The organism is Streptomyces sp. LE64, assembly GCF_052606915.1.
In genome coordinates, this window is sequence record NZ_CP199708.1 from 801776 (window position 1) to 817581 (window position 15806).

Annotated in this window: 13 protein-coding genes; 3 read left to right on the top strand and 10 right to left on the bottom strand. The window is 71.7% G+C overall.

Features of this window, described 5'->3' with window-relative positions:
- Nucleotides 1-55: 55 nt before the first annotated feature.
- Both ACSMX9_RS03510 and ACSMX9_RS03515 read right to left on the bottom strand, forming a co-directional pair.
- A complete protein-coding gene (locus ACSMX9_RS03510; RefSeq protein WP_445399875.1) occupies nt 56-1855 on the bottom strand; it encodes an ABC transporter permease/substrate binding protein in 1800 nt (599 codons plus the stop codon).
- Nucleotides 1848-2933 carry a quaternary amine ABC transporter ATP-binding protein gene (locus tag ACSMX9_RS03515; protein ID WP_445399877.1) on the bottom strand — a complete coding sequence of 362 codons (1086 nt, stop codon included), beginning with the start codon at nt 2931-2933 and terminating at the stop codon, nt 1848-1850. The genes ACSMX9_RS03510 and ACSMX9_RS03515 overlap by 8 nt, the downstream gene beginning before the upstream one ends.
- A 281-nt stretch (nt 2934-3214) precedes the next feature.
- Between ACSMX9_RS03515 and ACSMX9_RS03520 the strand changes: the two genes are divergently transcribed.
- The 3 genes from ACSMX9_RS03520 to ACSMX9_RS03530 all read left to right on the top strand — a co-directional run bounded on the left by ACSMX9_RS03520 (nt 3215) and on the right by ACSMX9_RS03530 (nt 6043).
- The gene (locus tag ACSMX9_RS03520) at nt 3215-4120 is read left to right on the top strand and encodes a 5'-3' exonuclease (RefSeq protein WP_445399879.1); all 906 of its coding nucleotides are present in this window, start codon (nt 3215-3217) and stop codon (nt 4118-4120) included.
- 46 nt (nt 4121-4166) lie between these two features.
- Entirely contained in the window at nt 4167-5003 is an 837-nt protein-coding gene (locus ACSMX9_RS03525) for a siderophore-interacting protein (RefSeq protein ID WP_445399881.1), read from the top strand.
- A gap of 104 nt (nt 5004-5107) precedes the next feature.
- Entirely contained in the window at nt 5108-6043 is a 936-nt protein-coding gene (locus tag ACSMX9_RS03530; RefSeq protein WP_445399883.1) for a pseudouridine synthase, read from the top strand.
- Between the two features lie 6 nt (nt 6044-6049).
- Here the strand turns inward: ACSMX9_RS03530 and ACSMX9_RS03535 are convergent, their stop codons facing one another.
- The 8 genes from ACSMX9_RS03535 to tatA all read right to left on the bottom strand — a co-directional run bounded on the left by ACSMX9_RS03535 (nt 6050) and on the right by tatA (nt 15567).
- On the bottom strand, nt 6050-7546 hold the full coding sequence (locus ACSMX9_RS03535; protein ID WP_445399885.1) for a cytochrome P450: 1497 nt from the start codon (nt 7544-7546) through the stop codon (nt 6050-6052).
- 159 nt (nt 7547-7705) lie between these two features.
- A complete protein-coding gene (locus tag ACSMX9_RS03540; protein ID WP_445399887.1) occupies nt 7706-8365 on the bottom strand; it encodes a GTP-binding protein in 660 nt (219 codons plus the stop codon).
- Nucleotides 8346-8717: a DUF742 domain-containing protein gene (locus ACSMX9_RS03545; protein WP_445399889.1), complete on the bottom strand. Its 372-nt coding sequence runs from the start codon at nt 8715-8717 to the stop codon at nt 8346-8348. The genes ACSMX9_RS03540 and ACSMX9_RS03545 overlap by 20 nt, the downstream gene beginning before the upstream one ends.
- Nucleotides 8714-9121, bottom strand: coding sequence for a roadblock/LC7 domain-containing protein (locus ACSMX9_RS03550; RefSeq protein WP_366113623.1), 408 nt, complete (start codon nt 9119-9121; stop codon nt 8714-8716). Before ACSMX9_RS03550 ends, ACSMX9_RS03545 begins: the two co-directional genes overlap by 4 nt.
- Complete coding sequence (locus ACSMX9_RS03555; protein ID WP_445399891.1) at nt 9118-10770, bottom strand: ATP-binding protein; 1653 nt, start codon at nt 10768-10770, stop codon at nt 9118-9120. The genes ACSMX9_RS03550 and ACSMX9_RS03555 overlap by 4 nt, the downstream gene beginning before the upstream one ends.
- 539 nt (nt 10771-11309) lie before the next feature.
- Nucleotides 11310-14120 (bottom strand): DEAD/DEAH box helicase, encoded by a 2811-nt coding sequence (locus ACSMX9_RS03560; RefSeq protein ID WP_445399893.1) that lies wholly within the window; start codon nt 14118-14120, stop codon nt 11310-11312.
- A 161-nt stretch (nt 14121-14281) separates the two neighbouring features.
- Nucleotides 14282-15235, bottom strand: a complete 954-nt coding sequence (gene tatC, locus ACSMX9_RS03565; protein ID WP_445399895.1) for a twin-arginine translocase subunit TatC — start codon at nt 15233-15235, stop codon at nt 14282-14284.
- Nucleotides 15236-15282: 47 nt separating this feature from the next.
- Entirely contained in the window at nt 15283-15567 is a 285-nt protein-coding gene (gene tatA / locus ACSMX9_RS03570) for a Sec-independent protein translocase subunit TatA (protein ID WP_445399898.1), read from the bottom strand.
- Nucleotides 15568-15806 lie beyond the last annotated feature (239 nt).

Consider the following 15806-nt stretch of genomic DNA (forward strand, 5'->3'; position numbering starts at 1 on the left):
CCATTCCCCCCGAAGGGCGAGGCACCGTGTTGACGGGGCCCTCCGGCGGTCCCGGTCAGCCGTCCGAGGGGAGCGGGGCCCAGGTGTCGAGGAGCTCCGGACGCTCCGCGAGCCAGCCGCGGACCGCCTCCTGCTCCTCGCCCTTGCCCGCCTTCTGGATGTCCGCCTCCAGGCTGGTGAGCTGTTCCTCGCTCATGGCGAAGTCCTTCAGCCAGCGTCCCACCTCGGGGTGGTCGTCGGCGAAGCCGTCCCGGCTGAGGGTGTGCACCCCGTCGCCCTCGCCCCAGGACCCCTTGGGGTCGGCGAGCTTCCTGAGGTCGTAGTCGCTGTAGGCCCAGTGCGGGGACCAGAGGGTCACCGCGATGGGCTCCTTCCGGGCGTAGGCGCGCTTCAGCTCGGCCAGCATCGCCGGGGTGGAGCCGTCGACGACCTCGTACTCCCCGTCGAGCCCGTAGTCGGCCAGGACGTCCTTCTTGAGCAGGCCCATCATGCCGGCACTGGGCTCGATCCCGACGATGCGTCCGTCGAACAGGTCGGCCTTCCCCTTGAGGTCGGCCAGCGACTCCACGCCCTCGACGTACGAGGGCACCGTGATCTCCAGCGAGGTCGGGCTGTACCAGGAGCCGAGGTCGTCGAGGCGGTCGCCGTACTTCTTCCAGTACTCCGCGTGCGTGACCGGCAGCCAACTGTCCGTCTGGAAGTCGATCTGCCCCTGGGCCAGGCCCGTGTAGAGCGGCCCGGCGGTGTACTGGGTGGTCTCCACTTCGAATCCGCGGCGCTCCAGCAGTTCCTTCCACAGGTAGGTGGAGGCGATGCCCTCGTCCCAGGGGATGTAGCCGATGCGGATCTTCTCGCCCTTGCCGATGCCGGCGGCGCTCGCGTCCTTCGCCCCGCCGCCGAGGAGGTTCGTCCCGCCCGCGACCAGGGCGAGCACCACGACGGCGACGACGGCGACCGCCGGCCGCGGGCGGTGCTGCCAGATCCGCAGGTCGCCGGCGGCGCGGGCCTTGGCGGCGGCGCGGCGGCCGAGCGGGGAGAGCCGTTCGCCCAGGGCGCCGGTCATCCGATCGAGGTAGATGGCGAGGACCACGATGCCGAGGCCCGCCTCGAAGCCCAGGCCGATGTCGAGTTGGCCGATGGCCTCGTTGACGGCGCCACCGAGGCCGCCGGTGCCGACCATGCCCGCGATGACCACCATGGACAGGCCCAGCATGATGACCTGGTTGACACCGGCCATGATCGTGGGCAGGGCGAGCGGCAGCTGGACCCGGAACAGGGTGTCGCGCGGGGTGGTGCCGAACGCCTCGGCGGCCTCCACCAGTTCCGTGTCGACCTGACGGATGCCGAGTTCGGTCATCCGCACCCCGGGGGCGATCGCGAAGATCAGCGTGGCGACCACACCGGCCGGGACGCCCATGCCGAAGAAGAGGATGGCCGGGATCAGGAGCACCATCGACGGCATGGTCTGGAGCAGGTCCAACACCGGTCGGACGACGGCGCTCACGGTCTGCGAGCGGGCCGCCCAGATGCCCAGCGGGACCCCGAGGAGCAGCGCGATCAGGGTCGCGACCAGCACCAGGGCCAGGGTCGACATCGACTTGTCCCACAGTTCCAGGGAGTCGATGAGGGCGAAGCCGCCGAAGGCGAGGACTCCGGCGGTCAGACCACGCAGCCACCAGGCGAGCACGGCGAACACGCCCGCGAGGAGCAGCGGCTCCGGGGCGCCGAGGACGGCGTCCACCGCCCCGTAGAGGCCCTCGACCACGCTCTTGAGCGCGTCGAAGAGCCAGGCCAGATGGGTGACGAGCCAGTCGACCCCGTGGTCGACCCAGTCGCCGAGGGACAGCCTAGGCATCGGCGTTCACCGCCCCGGCGCGGGGCGCGTCGCAGGGCGCGGCGGCGCGCGGCGGCCCGGCTTCCTCGCCGAGCACGCCGAGGAGTCGGCGGCGCGGGACCACCCCGACGAGCCGGTGCCGGGCGTCCAGCACCGCGACCGGGTGCGGGACGCGCGCGCTGAGCAGGCACAGTTCGGTGAACGGGGTGTCCACGCGGGCGGTGGCGCAGGAGCAGTCGGCCTCGTCGCCGACCGGCTGCCCGTCCATGACGGCGGCCGCGGTCAGCACCCGGGAGCGGTCGACGTCCTGGGTGAACGCGGCCACGTAGTCGTCGGCCGGGGTGAGCAGGACGTCCTGCGCGGTGCCGTTCTGCACGATGCGGCCGTCCCGCATCACGGCCACCCGGTCGCCGAGCCGCATGGCCTCGTTGAGGTCGTGGGTGATGAAGACGATGGTCTTCTTGAACCGGGCCTGGAGTTCCAGGAGCTGGTCCTGCATGTCACGGCGGATCAGCGGGTCCAGCGCGCTGAACGACTCGTCCATGAGCAGCAGGTCGGCGTCGGTGGCCAGGGCCCGGGCCAGCCCGACCCGTTGTTGCATGCCGCCGGAGAGTTCGTCCGGCCAGCTCGCGTCCCAGCCGGCGAGACCGGTGAGGGACAGGGCTTCGGCGGCGCGCTCCTCCCGCTCGGCGCGCGGCACGCCCTGCACCTCCAGTCCGTAGGCGGCGTTCTCCAGGACGCTGCGGTGCGGGAAGAGGGCGAAGTGCTGGAAGACCATGCTGATCTTGCGGGCCCGGACCTCGCGCAGCTCGCGGGGGTCGAGTGCGGTGAGGTCCTGGCCGTCGTACCGGACCTGCCCGGCGGTGGGGGCGAGCAGGCCGTTGAGCATCCGCAGCAGGGTCGACTTGCCCGAGCCGGACAACCCCATCACCACGAAGATCTGGCCGGGGTCGACCGTGAAGGAGGCGTCGATGACGGCGGCGGTGGCCCCGTCCGCGCGCAGTTCCTCCCGGTCGGCGCCGCGGCGCAGCCTCTCGACGGCGGAATCGGGTCGTCTTCCGAACACCTTGTACAGGTGTGCGGCTTCAAGCCTGGACACATGAACCTCTCGGGTCGAACCACGTACGGCCCGCCGTCCCCCGGGCGGGCCGTGGAGTTCCGCGGGGTCGGCCCGCCGCCCGGCGGCCGTGCTGCGCGGGTCGAGACGGGGCCGGGGTCACTCCGGCGGCGCGCCTGCCCGGACCTCCCGCACACAAACGTGTAAGTGACACGCATCACCTGTCGGCCGTTGGGCGCCGCGCACCACGACGGGTCGGCTGCGGCGGCCCCGTCAGTGCCGTGGGGCATGATGCGGACGTGACTCAAGGAACGCGACGGCTCATGCTCCTGGACACCGCCTCCCTCTACTTCCGGGCCTACTTCGGGGTCCCGGAGTCGGTACGGGCACCGGACGGCACCCCGGTGAACGCGGTGCGCGGGCTGCTCGACTTCATCGACCGGCTGGTCAAGGACCACCGCCCGGACGACCTCGTCGCCTGCATGGACGCCGACTGGCGCCCGCAGTGGCGGGTCGACCTCATCCCCTCCTACAAGGCGCACCGGGTCGCGGTGGAGACGGCGACCGGGCCCGACGAGGAGGAGGTGCCGGACACCCTGTCCCCGCAGGTGCCCGTCATCGAGGAGGTCCTGGACGCGCTCGGCATCGCCCGGGTCGGCGTGGCGGGCTACGAGGCGGACGACGTCATCGGCACCTTCACCGCACGGGCGACGGGACCGGTGGACATCGTCACCGGGGACCGCGACCTGTACCAGTTGGTGGACGACGCCCGGGGGGTGCGGGTGCTGTACCCGGTCAAGGGGGTGGGCACCCTCCAGCTCACCGACGAGGCGCTGCTCCGCGAGAAGTACGGGGTCGGGGGTGCCGGGTACGCGGACCTGGCCCTGTTGCGCGGCGACCCCTCGGACGGTCTGCCGGGCGTGCCGGGCATCGGCGAGAAGACCGCCGCCAAGCTGCTCGCCGAGTTCGGCGACCTCGCCGGCATCGTGGCCGCGATCGACCGACCGACCGCGAAACTGACCCCCACCCAGCGCAGGAGGCTGCACGAGGCGCTGCCCTACCTGGCGGTGGCACCGGAGGTGGTCCGGGTCGCCGCCGACGTCCCGCTGCCCGTCGTGGACCCCGCACTGCCGCGCGCCCCCCGCGCCCCGGAGGCGCTCGACCGGCTCGCGGAGCGCTGGGGGCTCGGGGGGTCCCTCGGCCGCCTGAGGTCGACCCTCTCCCCGTGAGGTGTTAGCTTAGGCAAGCCTAAGTAGCACGATCAGGGAGTCCGCCATGGCAGAGCGACCGGCCCGCAAGCCACCGATGACGCACGTCGGGCGCGTGGTGCGCACGGAGCGCCTCACCCCGCACATGCAACGGGTGGTGCTCGGCGGCGACGGGCTCTCCGCCTTCTCCGCGGACGAGTGCACCGACCACTACGTCAAGCTGCTCTTCCCGCCGGCCGGCGTCAGCTATCCGGAACCGTTCGACATCCAACAGGTGCGCGCCGAGTTCCCGCGCGCCCAGTGGCCCGTGACCCGTACCTACTCGGTACGGGCCTGGGACCCCAAGACCCGCGAACTGACCATCGACTTCGTCGTGCACGGGGCGGAGGGCATCGCGGGCCCCTGGGCCGCCGGGGTCCAGCCCGGCGAGGAGATCCGACTGCTCGGCCCCGGCGGCGCCTACGCGCCCTCCGCCGACGCAGATTGGCACCTGCTGGTCGGTGACGAGAGCGCGCTGCCCGCGATCGCCGCCTCGCTGGAGGCCCTGCCGCCCGATGCCACGGTCCACGCCTTCGTCGAGGTCACCGGCCCCGAGGAGGAGCAGCGGATCGACACCGATGCCGAGGTGGTCTGGCTGCACCGCGGAGAGCGCCCGGTCGGCGAGGCCCTGCTCGCCGCGGTGCACGCCCTGGAGTTCCCCGCCGGCCGCTGCCAGGCGTTCGTCCACGGCGAGGCGGGGTTCGTGAAGGAACTGCGCCGGCTGCTGCGCCTGGAGCACCAGGTGCCCCGGGAGGACCTGTCGATCTCCGGGTACTGGCGCCTCGGCCACAACGAGGACGGCTGGCAGGCGTCCAAGCCGCAGTGGAACGCCCAGGTGGAGGCCGAGCAGGAGACCGCGGCCTGACCTCCCGAGAGCTCACCGAGCCGAACCCCCAGGGACCGGAGCCCCCTGGGGGTTCTTCGGGTCCGCGACCGGTCCACAGCCCGGGGACTACCCTCGGCAGCACGATGTCCCGCACCCGACGCAAGAGTCCCGCCCCGCTCCCCCAGCGCCAGGGGATCGACGCCGCACGGCTGCGGCTGCCGTTGACCGGCGGTCCCTGGCGCACCGTCCGTGACCACCTGGTGGAGCGGTTGGCCCCGCCGCCCGAGGTGATCGACGCGATGCTGACGGCCGGCGAGTTCGTCACCGCCGACGGACGTCCCCTCGCGCCGGACGCCCCGTACGCACCGGGCCTGACCCTCTGGTTCCACCGGGAGCTGCGCCCGGAGCCCCCGGTGCCGTTCCCGCTGCGCATCGTCCACCGCGACGCGCACATCGTCGTGGTGGACAAGCCGCACTTCCTGGCCACCACCCCGCGGGGCGGCCACGTCACCGAAACCGCCTTGGCCCGGCTGCGCCGGGAGCTGGACCTGCCCGCCCTCGGCGCCGCGCACCGTCTGGACCGGCTGACCGCCGGACTGGTGCTGTTCACCGTCCGCCCCGAGGAACGGGGCGCCTACCAGGGCCTGTTCCGGGAGAAGCGGGTGTACAAGGAGTACGAGGCGCTGGCCCCGGACGACCCGGCCCTGGACCTTCCGCGCACGGTCCGCAGCCGGATCGTCAAGGAGCGCGGGGTGTTGACCGCGCAGGAGGTCCCGGGCGAACCGAACGCGATCAGCCGGGTGGAGCGGCTCGGCCCCGTGCCGACGGACGGACGGCACGGGGCCCTGGCGCGCTACCGCCTGCTGCCGCTGACCGGTCGGACCCACCAACTGCGGGTGCACATGACCGCCCTCGGCGTACCGATCCTGGGCGATCCGTTGTACCCGGTGGTCCGCGAGCCGGTGCCGCCCGGGGACTTCGGCGAACCGCTGCGGCTGTTGGCGCGGGTGCTGGCGTTCACCGATCCCGTCACGGGCGTGGCGCACCGTTTCACCAGCGACCGCGAACTCGCCCCCTAGCCGGGGTCAGGCCCCCCGCCACCACTGGGTGAGCCGCCGCCACACCCCCTGTTGCGCCGGGTGCGGTGCGGGCGCGACGGGCTCGGCGGTCGGGGGGAGCGGAACCGAGGCGGCGCCCGCCAACTCCCCCACCGCGGACAGCGGTGCGGGGGTGGAGACCTGCCAGTCGCCGGCCGCGCCCACCGGTTTGCCGATGCTGGGGCGGGCCCGGACGTCCTGCGGGGGCCGCGGCGCGAAGACCACGGGGAGTTCGACCAGGTGGCGGGAGAGGATGGTCGAGCGCCAGCGCAAGCGGGTGGGGTCCGCGGCGAGCCGGACGTCCGGCAACCGCATCAGCAGGGCGTCCACCCCGGTGTCGGCGATCGCCCGCCCGATGTCCTGGCCGGGGCACTCGTGCGGTCCGCTGCCGAAGGCCAGGTGCGAGCGGTTGCCCTGCATGTTCGCCGACAGGTCCGGACGGACCGCGGGATCGAGGTTGCCCGGGGCGATGCCGAAGATGAGGCCGTCGCCGGCCCGGATGCGCTGTCCCCCCAGTTCGGTGTCGCACTTGGCGAAGTAGCCCACCATCGCGGAGAACGGGGGCTCGTCCCACAGGGTCTGCTCCACGGCTTCGGGCACGGTCATCTGGCCGCCGTTGAGCTGCGCCCGGAACCGCGGGTCGGTGAGGACCATGCGCAGCACGTTGGCGATGAGGTTCGCGGTCGCCTCGTAGGCCGCGACCAGGACCAGCCGCAGGTGCTGGGCCACCTCGTCGTCGGTGAGTCGGGACTCGTGGGTGATGAGGGCGCTGGTGAAGTCCTCCACCGGCTTCGCCCGACGCCGGGCGACCAGGTGCATGAGGGTGCTCATCACGTACTCGTTGCTGGCGATGGCGGTCTCGGTGCCCTTGATCATGTCGCGGGCGGACTGCACCATCCGCTCGTTGTACTCCTCGGGCATGCCGAGGATCTCGCACATCACCGCCATCGGCAGTTGCTCGGCGAACTCGCTGACCAGGTCGGCCTGGCCCCGTTCGCAGAACTCGTTGACGAGCCGCTGGCTGTAGCGGTTGATGTGGCGCCGCACGCCCCGGTGGTCGATGGTCGCCATGGCACCGGTGACGGCGCCGCGCAACCGCTGGTGTTCCGCCCCCTCGGCGAAGCTGCAGATCGGTTGCCAGGAGTACACCGGCGCGAGCGGGTGGGCGGGGCCGGCGCTGCCGTCGAGGACGGCGGTCCAGTGGCGGGAGTCCCGGTTGTACTGGGAGGGGGTGCGCACCATGTGCAGGTTCTCGCCGTGGCCCAGCACGGCCCACATGGGGACGTCGTTGTGGATCAACACGGGTGCCACCGGCCCGTGTTCGGCGCGCAGCTGCTCGTAGAGGTCCGCGAGGTCCGCATCGGCCTCGGCGTCGTGGAGGCGCCGGCGCCCGACGCCGGCGCCGTGTGCGGGACAGCCGGGGGGCGGGGACGCGGTGGGGTCGCCGAGAGGCGGGCCGGCGGGGAGACGGGGCTGGGTGGTCACGTGAGTGCTCCGAGGAGTCCGGGGATGGCTCGTGGGCCGGGGGGACGCCGGCAGGTGCCGGAACGGGCGAAGGGGTGTCGGGGACGGTCGGCCGCCGGGGCCGGGGACGGCCCGGCCGGCCGGGCGGCAACGGGGCGGCGGAGGCCCGGTCGGACCGGGTCAGGCGCGGGCGCCGGTCAGCGAGTGCAGGAAGTGCATCAGGGTGAGCAGGGCGTCCCGGCTGGACGCCCGGAGCCGGGCGTCGCAGTTCATGATGGGGACGTACTCCGGCAGGTCGAGCGCGACCCGCAGTTCCGTCATCGGGTAACGGGGCGCGCCGGGGAAGTCGTTGACGGCGATGACGAACGGCACCCCCCGTTCCTCCAGGCGCCCGATGACGTCGAAGCTGACCTCCAGGCGCCGGGTGTCGACGAGGACGACGGCGCCGAGGGCGCCCTCGAACAGCCCGTTCCACAGGAACCAGAACCGCTCCTGCCCGGGGGTGCCGAACAGGTACAGCACCAGTTGCTCCGTGATGCTGATCCGGCCGAAGTCCATGGCCACGGTGGTGGCGGTCTTGGAGTCGGAACCGTAGTCGTCGTCGACCCCGATGCCGGCCTGGGTCATGGTCTCCTCGGTCGTGAGCGGGCGGATCTCGCTCACGGCCTGGACCATGGTCGTCTTGCCGACCCCGAAGCCTCCGACGATCACGATCTTGACGGCCGCACTGGCCGTGGCCGGCAGGTGGTCCTCGGCACGCGGGCCGGTACGGACACCGGTGCTCCGAACGGGGACGACGGGGACCGCGCCCACCGCGTCCTCATAGCTTTTGAAGTCCATGCATCACCGCTTCGAGAAGGGATCGATCGGGCAGCGCGGAACGTACGATCGGCGAGCGCGCCTGCACGAGTTCGGCCGCCAACAGCTCCGTCAGCAGCACGGTCACGACACTGAACGGCAGGTTGAGGTAGGCCGAGATCTCCGCCACGGACAGGGGGGACCGACAGAGCCTGAGCAGTGCGGTCTGCTCCGGCGGGGCGGTGGGCGCGGGATCGGCGCGGCTCACGATGAGGGTGACCAGGTCGACCTCGGCCCGGCCCTCCTCCGACCCCCCGGTGATGACGTAGAGGCGTTCCGGCTCCTTCTCCTGGACGGGTTCGGGGGGACGGCGCTGGCGTTGCGGAGCGGTCATGCCGTCCGTCCGTCGCGCCTGGGCGGACTGGTCAGATGGGCGCCGATGCGCACCACGAGGTCGCGCATGCGATTGCTCATCAGACCCGCGTCCACGGTCTCGTCGGCGAGGACGGCGAGATAGGCGCCCGCGCCCGCGGCCATCAGGTAGAAGTAGCCGCCGCTCACCTCGATGATCACCATGCGCATCCGGCCGTCGCTGTCGGGGATCTCGCCGGCCACCGCGCTGGCGAGGCTCTGGAGTCCGGCGCACGCCGCGGCGAGCCGGTCGGCGGCGTCGGGCTCCCCGCCATAGCGGGCGATGCGCAGCCCGTCCGCGGACAGCACCACCACCTGACGGGTCTGCGGCACACCGTCCGCGAGCTCCTTGAGCATCCAGTCGAAGTTGGCGCGCTGCTGGATCACGTGCGGTCCCCCTCGTCCATGAGGTCGTCGTTGTGCGGGTGGGTGCCGAAGTGGCCCGCGTGCGCGGTGCCGTTGACCGCGCCCTCGGCGCGGTGGACCGGCTGGGCCGGGGCGGGTCCTTCGGCGGGGCCCTTGATGCCGTTCATGAACGCCTCGACCCACAGGCCCGGCTCGGGCTCCGCGGGCTTATCGCCCTGCGGCGGAACGGGCAGTTGCCAGGGTTCCGGGGCGAGCGGCTCGGCGCTCTGGGCGGTGGCGTCGGCGTAGCGCTGGCTGAGCGGGGTGCGGACCCGGCTGCGCCGTTGGGGCAGACCACCCGCGGTCCACTCCGTGACGACGGGGGCATCGCCGTCCTGACGGGCGGCGGCGAGGTCGTCCTCGGGGCGTCGCGGGCCGGTGGTGGGGCGCCGCTTCTTCGCCTTGCGCTGCGGTTCCTGCACGGGCGAGCCGTCGTCGTTCACCCGGGGCACGGCGGTCGCCCCGATGCCGTGGGCGAGACCGGGTGCGGGGCCGGAGGTGAGCATGTCGCGCGGCACGATGAGCACGGCGCGGACCCCGCCGTACGCGGACTGCCGCAGGGACACCTGCATGTCGTACATCTGGGAGAGGCGGCCGAGGACGGCCATGCCGAGCCGAGGGGTCTCGCCGAGGTCCTTCAGGTCGATGCCCGCCTTCGCCTGGGCGAGCATCCGTTCGGCGCGCAGTCGGGCCTCCTCGCTCAGGCTGACCCCGCCGTCCTCGATCTCGATGGCGATGCCGGTCTGCACCTCGACCGCGGTGACGTGCACCCGGGTCTGGGGCGGCGAGTAGCGGGTGGCGTTGTCGAGGAGCTCGGCGGCGGCGTGGATCAGCGGCTCCACGTGGGTGCCCTTGACGGCGACCTTGGCGATGGAGTGCAGGTCGACGCGGCGGTACTCCAGGATGCGGGACATGGCGCCGCGCAGCACGCTGAACAGCGGGACGGGCTTGGGCCACTGCCGGCCGGGCCGGGCGCCGCCGAGGACGGCGATGGAGTCGGCGAGCCGCCCGATCAGCGCGGTGCCGTGGTCGATGCGCAGGAGGTCGTCGAAGACCTCGGGGTTGCGCCCGTGGTCCTCCTCCATCTCCCTCAGTTCCGCCGCCTGTTGGTGCACGATCGCCTGGACCCGGCGGGCGATGTTGACGAAGGCCCGCTGGGTGGACTCGCGCACCGCCTCCTCGTTGTCGACGATGTCGAGGACGTCCTTCAGCAGGGCGCGCTGGGTGTCGGGGAGGTCTCGGTAGGCCGGGTCGGCGTCGACCACGGCGCGCACCACGTCGGCGGGCGACTCCCCCTGGCGGAGTCGGAACAGGGCGTCGGGCAGCAGTTGACGACCGAGGTGGATCAGCTCGGCGTCCTGGGTGGCGAGGCGCTTCTCCAGGTACGCGGCGCGGTGGGCGAAGTCGGCCCGCAGGTTCCTCAGCAGCCGGCCCCTGCGGGCGGCCTCGCCCGCCGAGGCGAGGACCAGCACGGTGCCGACCGCACCCCACAGACCCACCATCAGCCGGGACGGTTCCGGGACGGCGGCGATGCACCCGCCGGTCACGGCGGCCATCAGGACGGTCGGCAGCAGCAGCACGCGCAGGTTGGGGATCTTTCGGCCACCGGGAGGTGCTTGAACACTCACCATGTATGCCCTCTGAGGGAGTCGACTCGGGGATGGTCGGTATATCCGAATAATTGGGGTTTTCACGGGATCAGAACGGTTTCCAGTGTGGATTCTGGATGCCGGGCGCGCCGCAGCATCCGGAACGATTCCCACCAACGGGAAACCCGGAGAACAAGCGAACGATTTACCTCATTCGCCTCAACTCAGCACGCTACGGGCGAGCTTAGTGCGGCACGCCCATCGCCGTGTCATATTCGGGAAGCACCTGAAATCCAGCAGCACGGGCCGCTACACTCGGCCGATTTGCACGCTGGGGAGTTCTCCGTACACGGGGAGTGACGGAGCGGAGGCGCGCCGAGGGCCCGACCGTGCAGGTCACGGAAGGATGCCGAGACGGAGCGGAACCCCGTGCGGTGGTGGAGCGAGCCCCCGGCCGGCTCGGACCGCCCGGGCCCCGGTCACCCACGGGCGGGACCCCGGTCAACGCGGAACGGCCCGTCCCCCTCGGAACGGGCCGTCACGTTTCTCCGGACGCGGGCGTCAGCCCGACGACCCAGCCGTCATCCCACCGAGGAGTAGGCGACCACCCCGCGCAGCAGGGCGTCCACGGCCCGCCGGGCGTTCTTCGGCACCGTCGACTCCCCGTCCACCGGAGCGGCCGCGATCTGTCCGAGCACGTCGATGACCTGCTTGCACCAGCGTACGAAGTCGCCCGCCGGCATCTCCGCCTCGCGCAACACCTCGTCCAGGCCCTTGCCCGAGGCCCACGTGTACGCGGCCCAGGCGAAGCCGAGGTCGGGCTCGCGCTGGCCGACGCCCTCGGTCTGGCTGATCTTGAAGTCCTCTTCCAGGGCGTCGAGCCGCCCCCAGATGCGGACCATGTCCCCCAGGGCCGCCTTGGCCCTGCCGGACGGCAGCTTGGGCGCCGTCGCGTCGTCGGCCGCCCGTGCCTCGTAGACCAGCGCGGACGCGCAGGCGGCCAGCTCCGCGGGGTCGAGCTGCTCCCACACCCCGGCCCGCAGGCACTCGCTGGCCAACAGGTCCAGCTCCCCGTAGAGCCGGGCCAACCGCCTTCCGTTGGGGGTGACCTCGTCGCCCCGCAGGTAGTCGAGCTCCGTCAAGAGGGCAACGATCCGGTCGAAGGTGCGCGCGATGGTGTTGGTGCGCCCCTCGATGCGCCGCTCCAACTGGTGCGTGTCACGCACCAGTCGGTGGTACCGCTCCGCCCACCGGGCGTGGTCCTCACGGTCCGCGCAGCCGTGGCAGGGGTGGGCCCGGAGCTCGGTGCGCAGCCGGGCCAACTCGCGGTCGTCGGCGGCGGCCGCGCGCTGCTTGCGGTGCCGCTCGGGCACCAGGTGACCGGCCTTGGTGCGCAGCGCCGACGCCAGGTCCCGACGGGACTGCGGGGAGCGGGCGTTGAACGAGCGCGGAATGCGCATCCGTTCCAGGGCCTCCACCGGGACCGGGAAGTCGATCGGGGCGAGCCGCTTGACCTGGCGCTCCGCGGTGAGCACCAACGGACGGGGCCCGTCGTGCTGGTCGAAGCCCCGGTGCCCGTTGGAACGCCCGGCCGGCAACCCCGGGTCCAGCACCAGTGCCAGCCCCGCGTACTTGCCGGTGGGCACGTGGATCACGTCCCCCGGCTTCAGCTTCTCCAGGGCACCGGCCGCGGCGGCCCGGCGCTGGGACACGCCCTGACGGGCGAGTTCCGTCTCGCGGTCCTTGAGCTGGCGGCGCAGCCGTGCGTACTCCTCGAAGTCGCCCAGGTGGCAGGTCATCGACTCCTTGTAGCCGGCCAGCCCCTCCTCGTTGCGCTGGACCTGCCGGGAGATCCCGACCACCGAACGGTCGGCCTGGAACTGGGCGAAGGAGGTCTCCAGCAGCTCCCGCGAGCGGTGCCGCCCGAACTGCTCCACCAGATTGACGGCCATGTTGTACGAGGGCCGGAAGCTGGAGCGCAGCGGATAGGTGCGGGTCCCCGCGAGGCCCGCGAGGTGTTCGGGGTTCATGCCGCGCTGCCACAGCACCACGGCGTGTCCCTCGACGTCGATGCCCCGGCGCCCGGCCCGGCCGGTGAGCTGGGTGTACTCCCCCGGGGTGATGTCGGCGTGCTGCTCGCCGTTCCACTTGACCAGCTTCTCCAGGACCACCGAGCGCGCCGGCATGTTGATGCCGAGGGCGAGCGTCTCCGTTGCGAAGACCGCCTTCACCAGGCCGCGCACGAAGAGCTCCTCCACGACCTCCTTGAAGGTGGGCAGCATGCCGGCGTGGTGGGCCGCGATGCCGCGCTCCAGCCCCTCCAGCCACTCGTAGTAGCCGAGGACGTGCAGGTCCTCGGCCGGGATCGCGGAGGTGCGCTCCTCGACGATCGCCCGGACCTCCGCGCGGGCATGGTCGTCGTTGAGCCGCAGCCCCGCGTACAGACACTGCTGGACGGCCGCCTCGCAGCCGGCGCGGCTGAAGATGAAGGTGATCGCGGGCAGCAGGCCGTCGGCGTCCAGGCGCTCGATGACCTCCGGACGACCGGGGGTCCACACCCGGGTGCGCTGCCGCCGCTCACGCTCGCGGTCGGCCTCGCGCACCCCTCGCCCGCGGCGCTTGTCCCGGCCCCAACTGGGGCGGGAGGACTCCATCCGGGCCATCCGGGTCAGATCCGGGTTGACCGCCTTCTTCTGGCCCTCGCCCTCCTCGAAGAGGTCGTAGACCCGCCGCCCGGCCAGCACGTGCTGGAAGAGCGGAACGGGCCGGTGCTCGGAGACGATGACCTCGGTGTCGCCGCGGACGGTGTCCAGCCAGTCACCGAACTCCTCCGCGTTGGACACCGTCGCGGAGAGCGAGACCAGCGTCACCGATTCGGGGAGGTGGATGATCACCTCTTCCCAGACGGCGCCCCGGAAGCGGTCGGAGAGGTAGTGCACCTCGTCCATGACCACGTAGCCGAGCCCCAGCAGCGACTGCGACCCCGCGTACAGCATGTTGCGGAGCACCTCCGTGGTCATCACGACCACGGGGGCGTCGGAGTTCACGCTGTTGTCGCCCGTCAGCAGGCCGACCCGGTCGGCGCCGTAGCGCTTGGCGAGGTCGGCGTACTTCTGGTTGGAGAGCGCCTTGATGGGCGTGGTGTAGAAGCACTTCTTGCCCTGGCCCAGCGCGAGGTGCACGGCGAACTCGCCGACGATCGTCTTGCCGGAACCGGTGGGTGCGGCGACCAACACGCCCTTGCCCGCTTCGAGGGCCTGGCACGCCTCGACCTGGAAGGGGTCCAGTCCGAATGCGTACATCTCGCGGAAGGCGCCGAGGGAGGTGGCCTGCTCGGCGGCGCGCCGCCGCGACGCCGCGTACCGCTCGGCCGGTGAGAGATCCTCTGTCATCGTGCTTCCGAGGTTACCCGCCTCCGGTGACAGCAAGCGATCAATATCCGGATCGTCCTATCGGTGCTGGTCAGGGAAGTGCGGACGAGCGGAACGCGACGAGGGGCCCCGGGTGGTCCCGGGGCCCCTCGTGAGCGTCGTCCACGCCGAACCGCGAGGGCTCAGGTGATGTCGTCGTAGCCGTTGATCCGCTGCTGGCGTCCGGCTTCCGACTGCGGAGGCACGGTCGGGCCCGCGCCGACCGACTCGGCCTCACCGATGTCGGAGGGCGTGAGGTCCAGTTCCGATGCCTCGTCGTCGGCCGGCCCCGCCGCCGCGATCATGGCCCGGCGGCGGTCGTTGAGGAGCGAGATCAACGTGGCACCGAAGTAGAGGAGCCAGATCGGAACGGCGAGCGCGAGCATCGACAGGGGCTCGACTCCGGGGGTGACGAAGGCGGAGAAGATGCTGATCCCCAGAACCATCCCACGCCACCAGCCGAGCATGCGCTTGCCCGTGATCATGCCGGTGAAGTTGAGCATGACGAGGAACAGCGGCAAGGTGAAGGAAGCGCCGAAGACCAGCACCATCCGCGTGATCTGGTCGAGCAGTTCGTCCAGTGGCAACTGGTTGTCCAGCCCTGCGGGTGAGAACTGCAACAGCACAGTCGCCATGGTGGGCAGCGTCAGGTAGGCGAAGAAGCCACCGCCCGTGAAGAGGGGGACACCGGCGGCGACGAAGGTCAGGGTGTACTTCTTCTCGCTGTTGTGCAGCCCAGGTGCGACGAACGCCCACAGCTGGTAGAGCCAAACCGGCGAGGAGGCGACCACGCCAGCCATCAGGGACACCTTGAGAGCCAAGGTGAACGGAGTGATCAGACCGTTCAGCACGATCCGAGCGCAGGTACCGTCCTCGCGCTCGGCCAGCTCCGTGAAACTGGACTCACACCCCACGGCCGTCAGGACCGGATTGGTGATGAACTCGACGATGTCCTTGTAGAAGAAGGCGGCGACGACGGTGAACACCAGGATCGCCACCACCGCCTTGGCCAGGCGGTTGCGCAGTTCGCGCAGGTGCTCCACGAGGGGCATGCGCCCCTCGGGATTCTTCTCCTTCTTGCGGGCAGACTTGAGCAACCCACGTCCTCATCTCGTGCGGCAGGCCGGAGACACCCGGGGCTGCGTCAGCGCTGCGTGGTGTCCGTGTGCTCGTTGACCGGACGTGAGCTGGTCACGTCGCCCGGCGCGGCCTTGATGGTGCGCTGAGCCGGCGGCTGCTCCTTGTGCAGGGGCTCGGTCGGCGCGGGCTCCTGGCCCTCCGCCTTCATCGCCTTGGCCTCGCTCTTGAGGATGCGGGCGGACTTGCCGAGGGAGCGCGCCATGTCGGGGAGCTTCTTCGCACCGAACAGCAGCAGGATGATGACGAGGATCAGAGTGATCTCGAGCGGGCCGATCCGTCCACCGAACATCTACGTCTACCTTCTCACCGAGGCGGCTTGGGGGCGGGTTGCTGACCGATCGGCCGGACCCCTGCCCGACCGCCGTGCTGGCAGCGATCGTAACGCTCCAGGGTGAACCGGGGGCAATCCCCGTCCGCACTCCCCGTGGCGGTGGTCCGACGGCTCGGCCGTCCGGCGTTCCGACCCGCGCCTCACTTCCCGGGCCGTACGGGGCAGCCTACCTGCCCCTCCTCAGCGGCGGACAGATC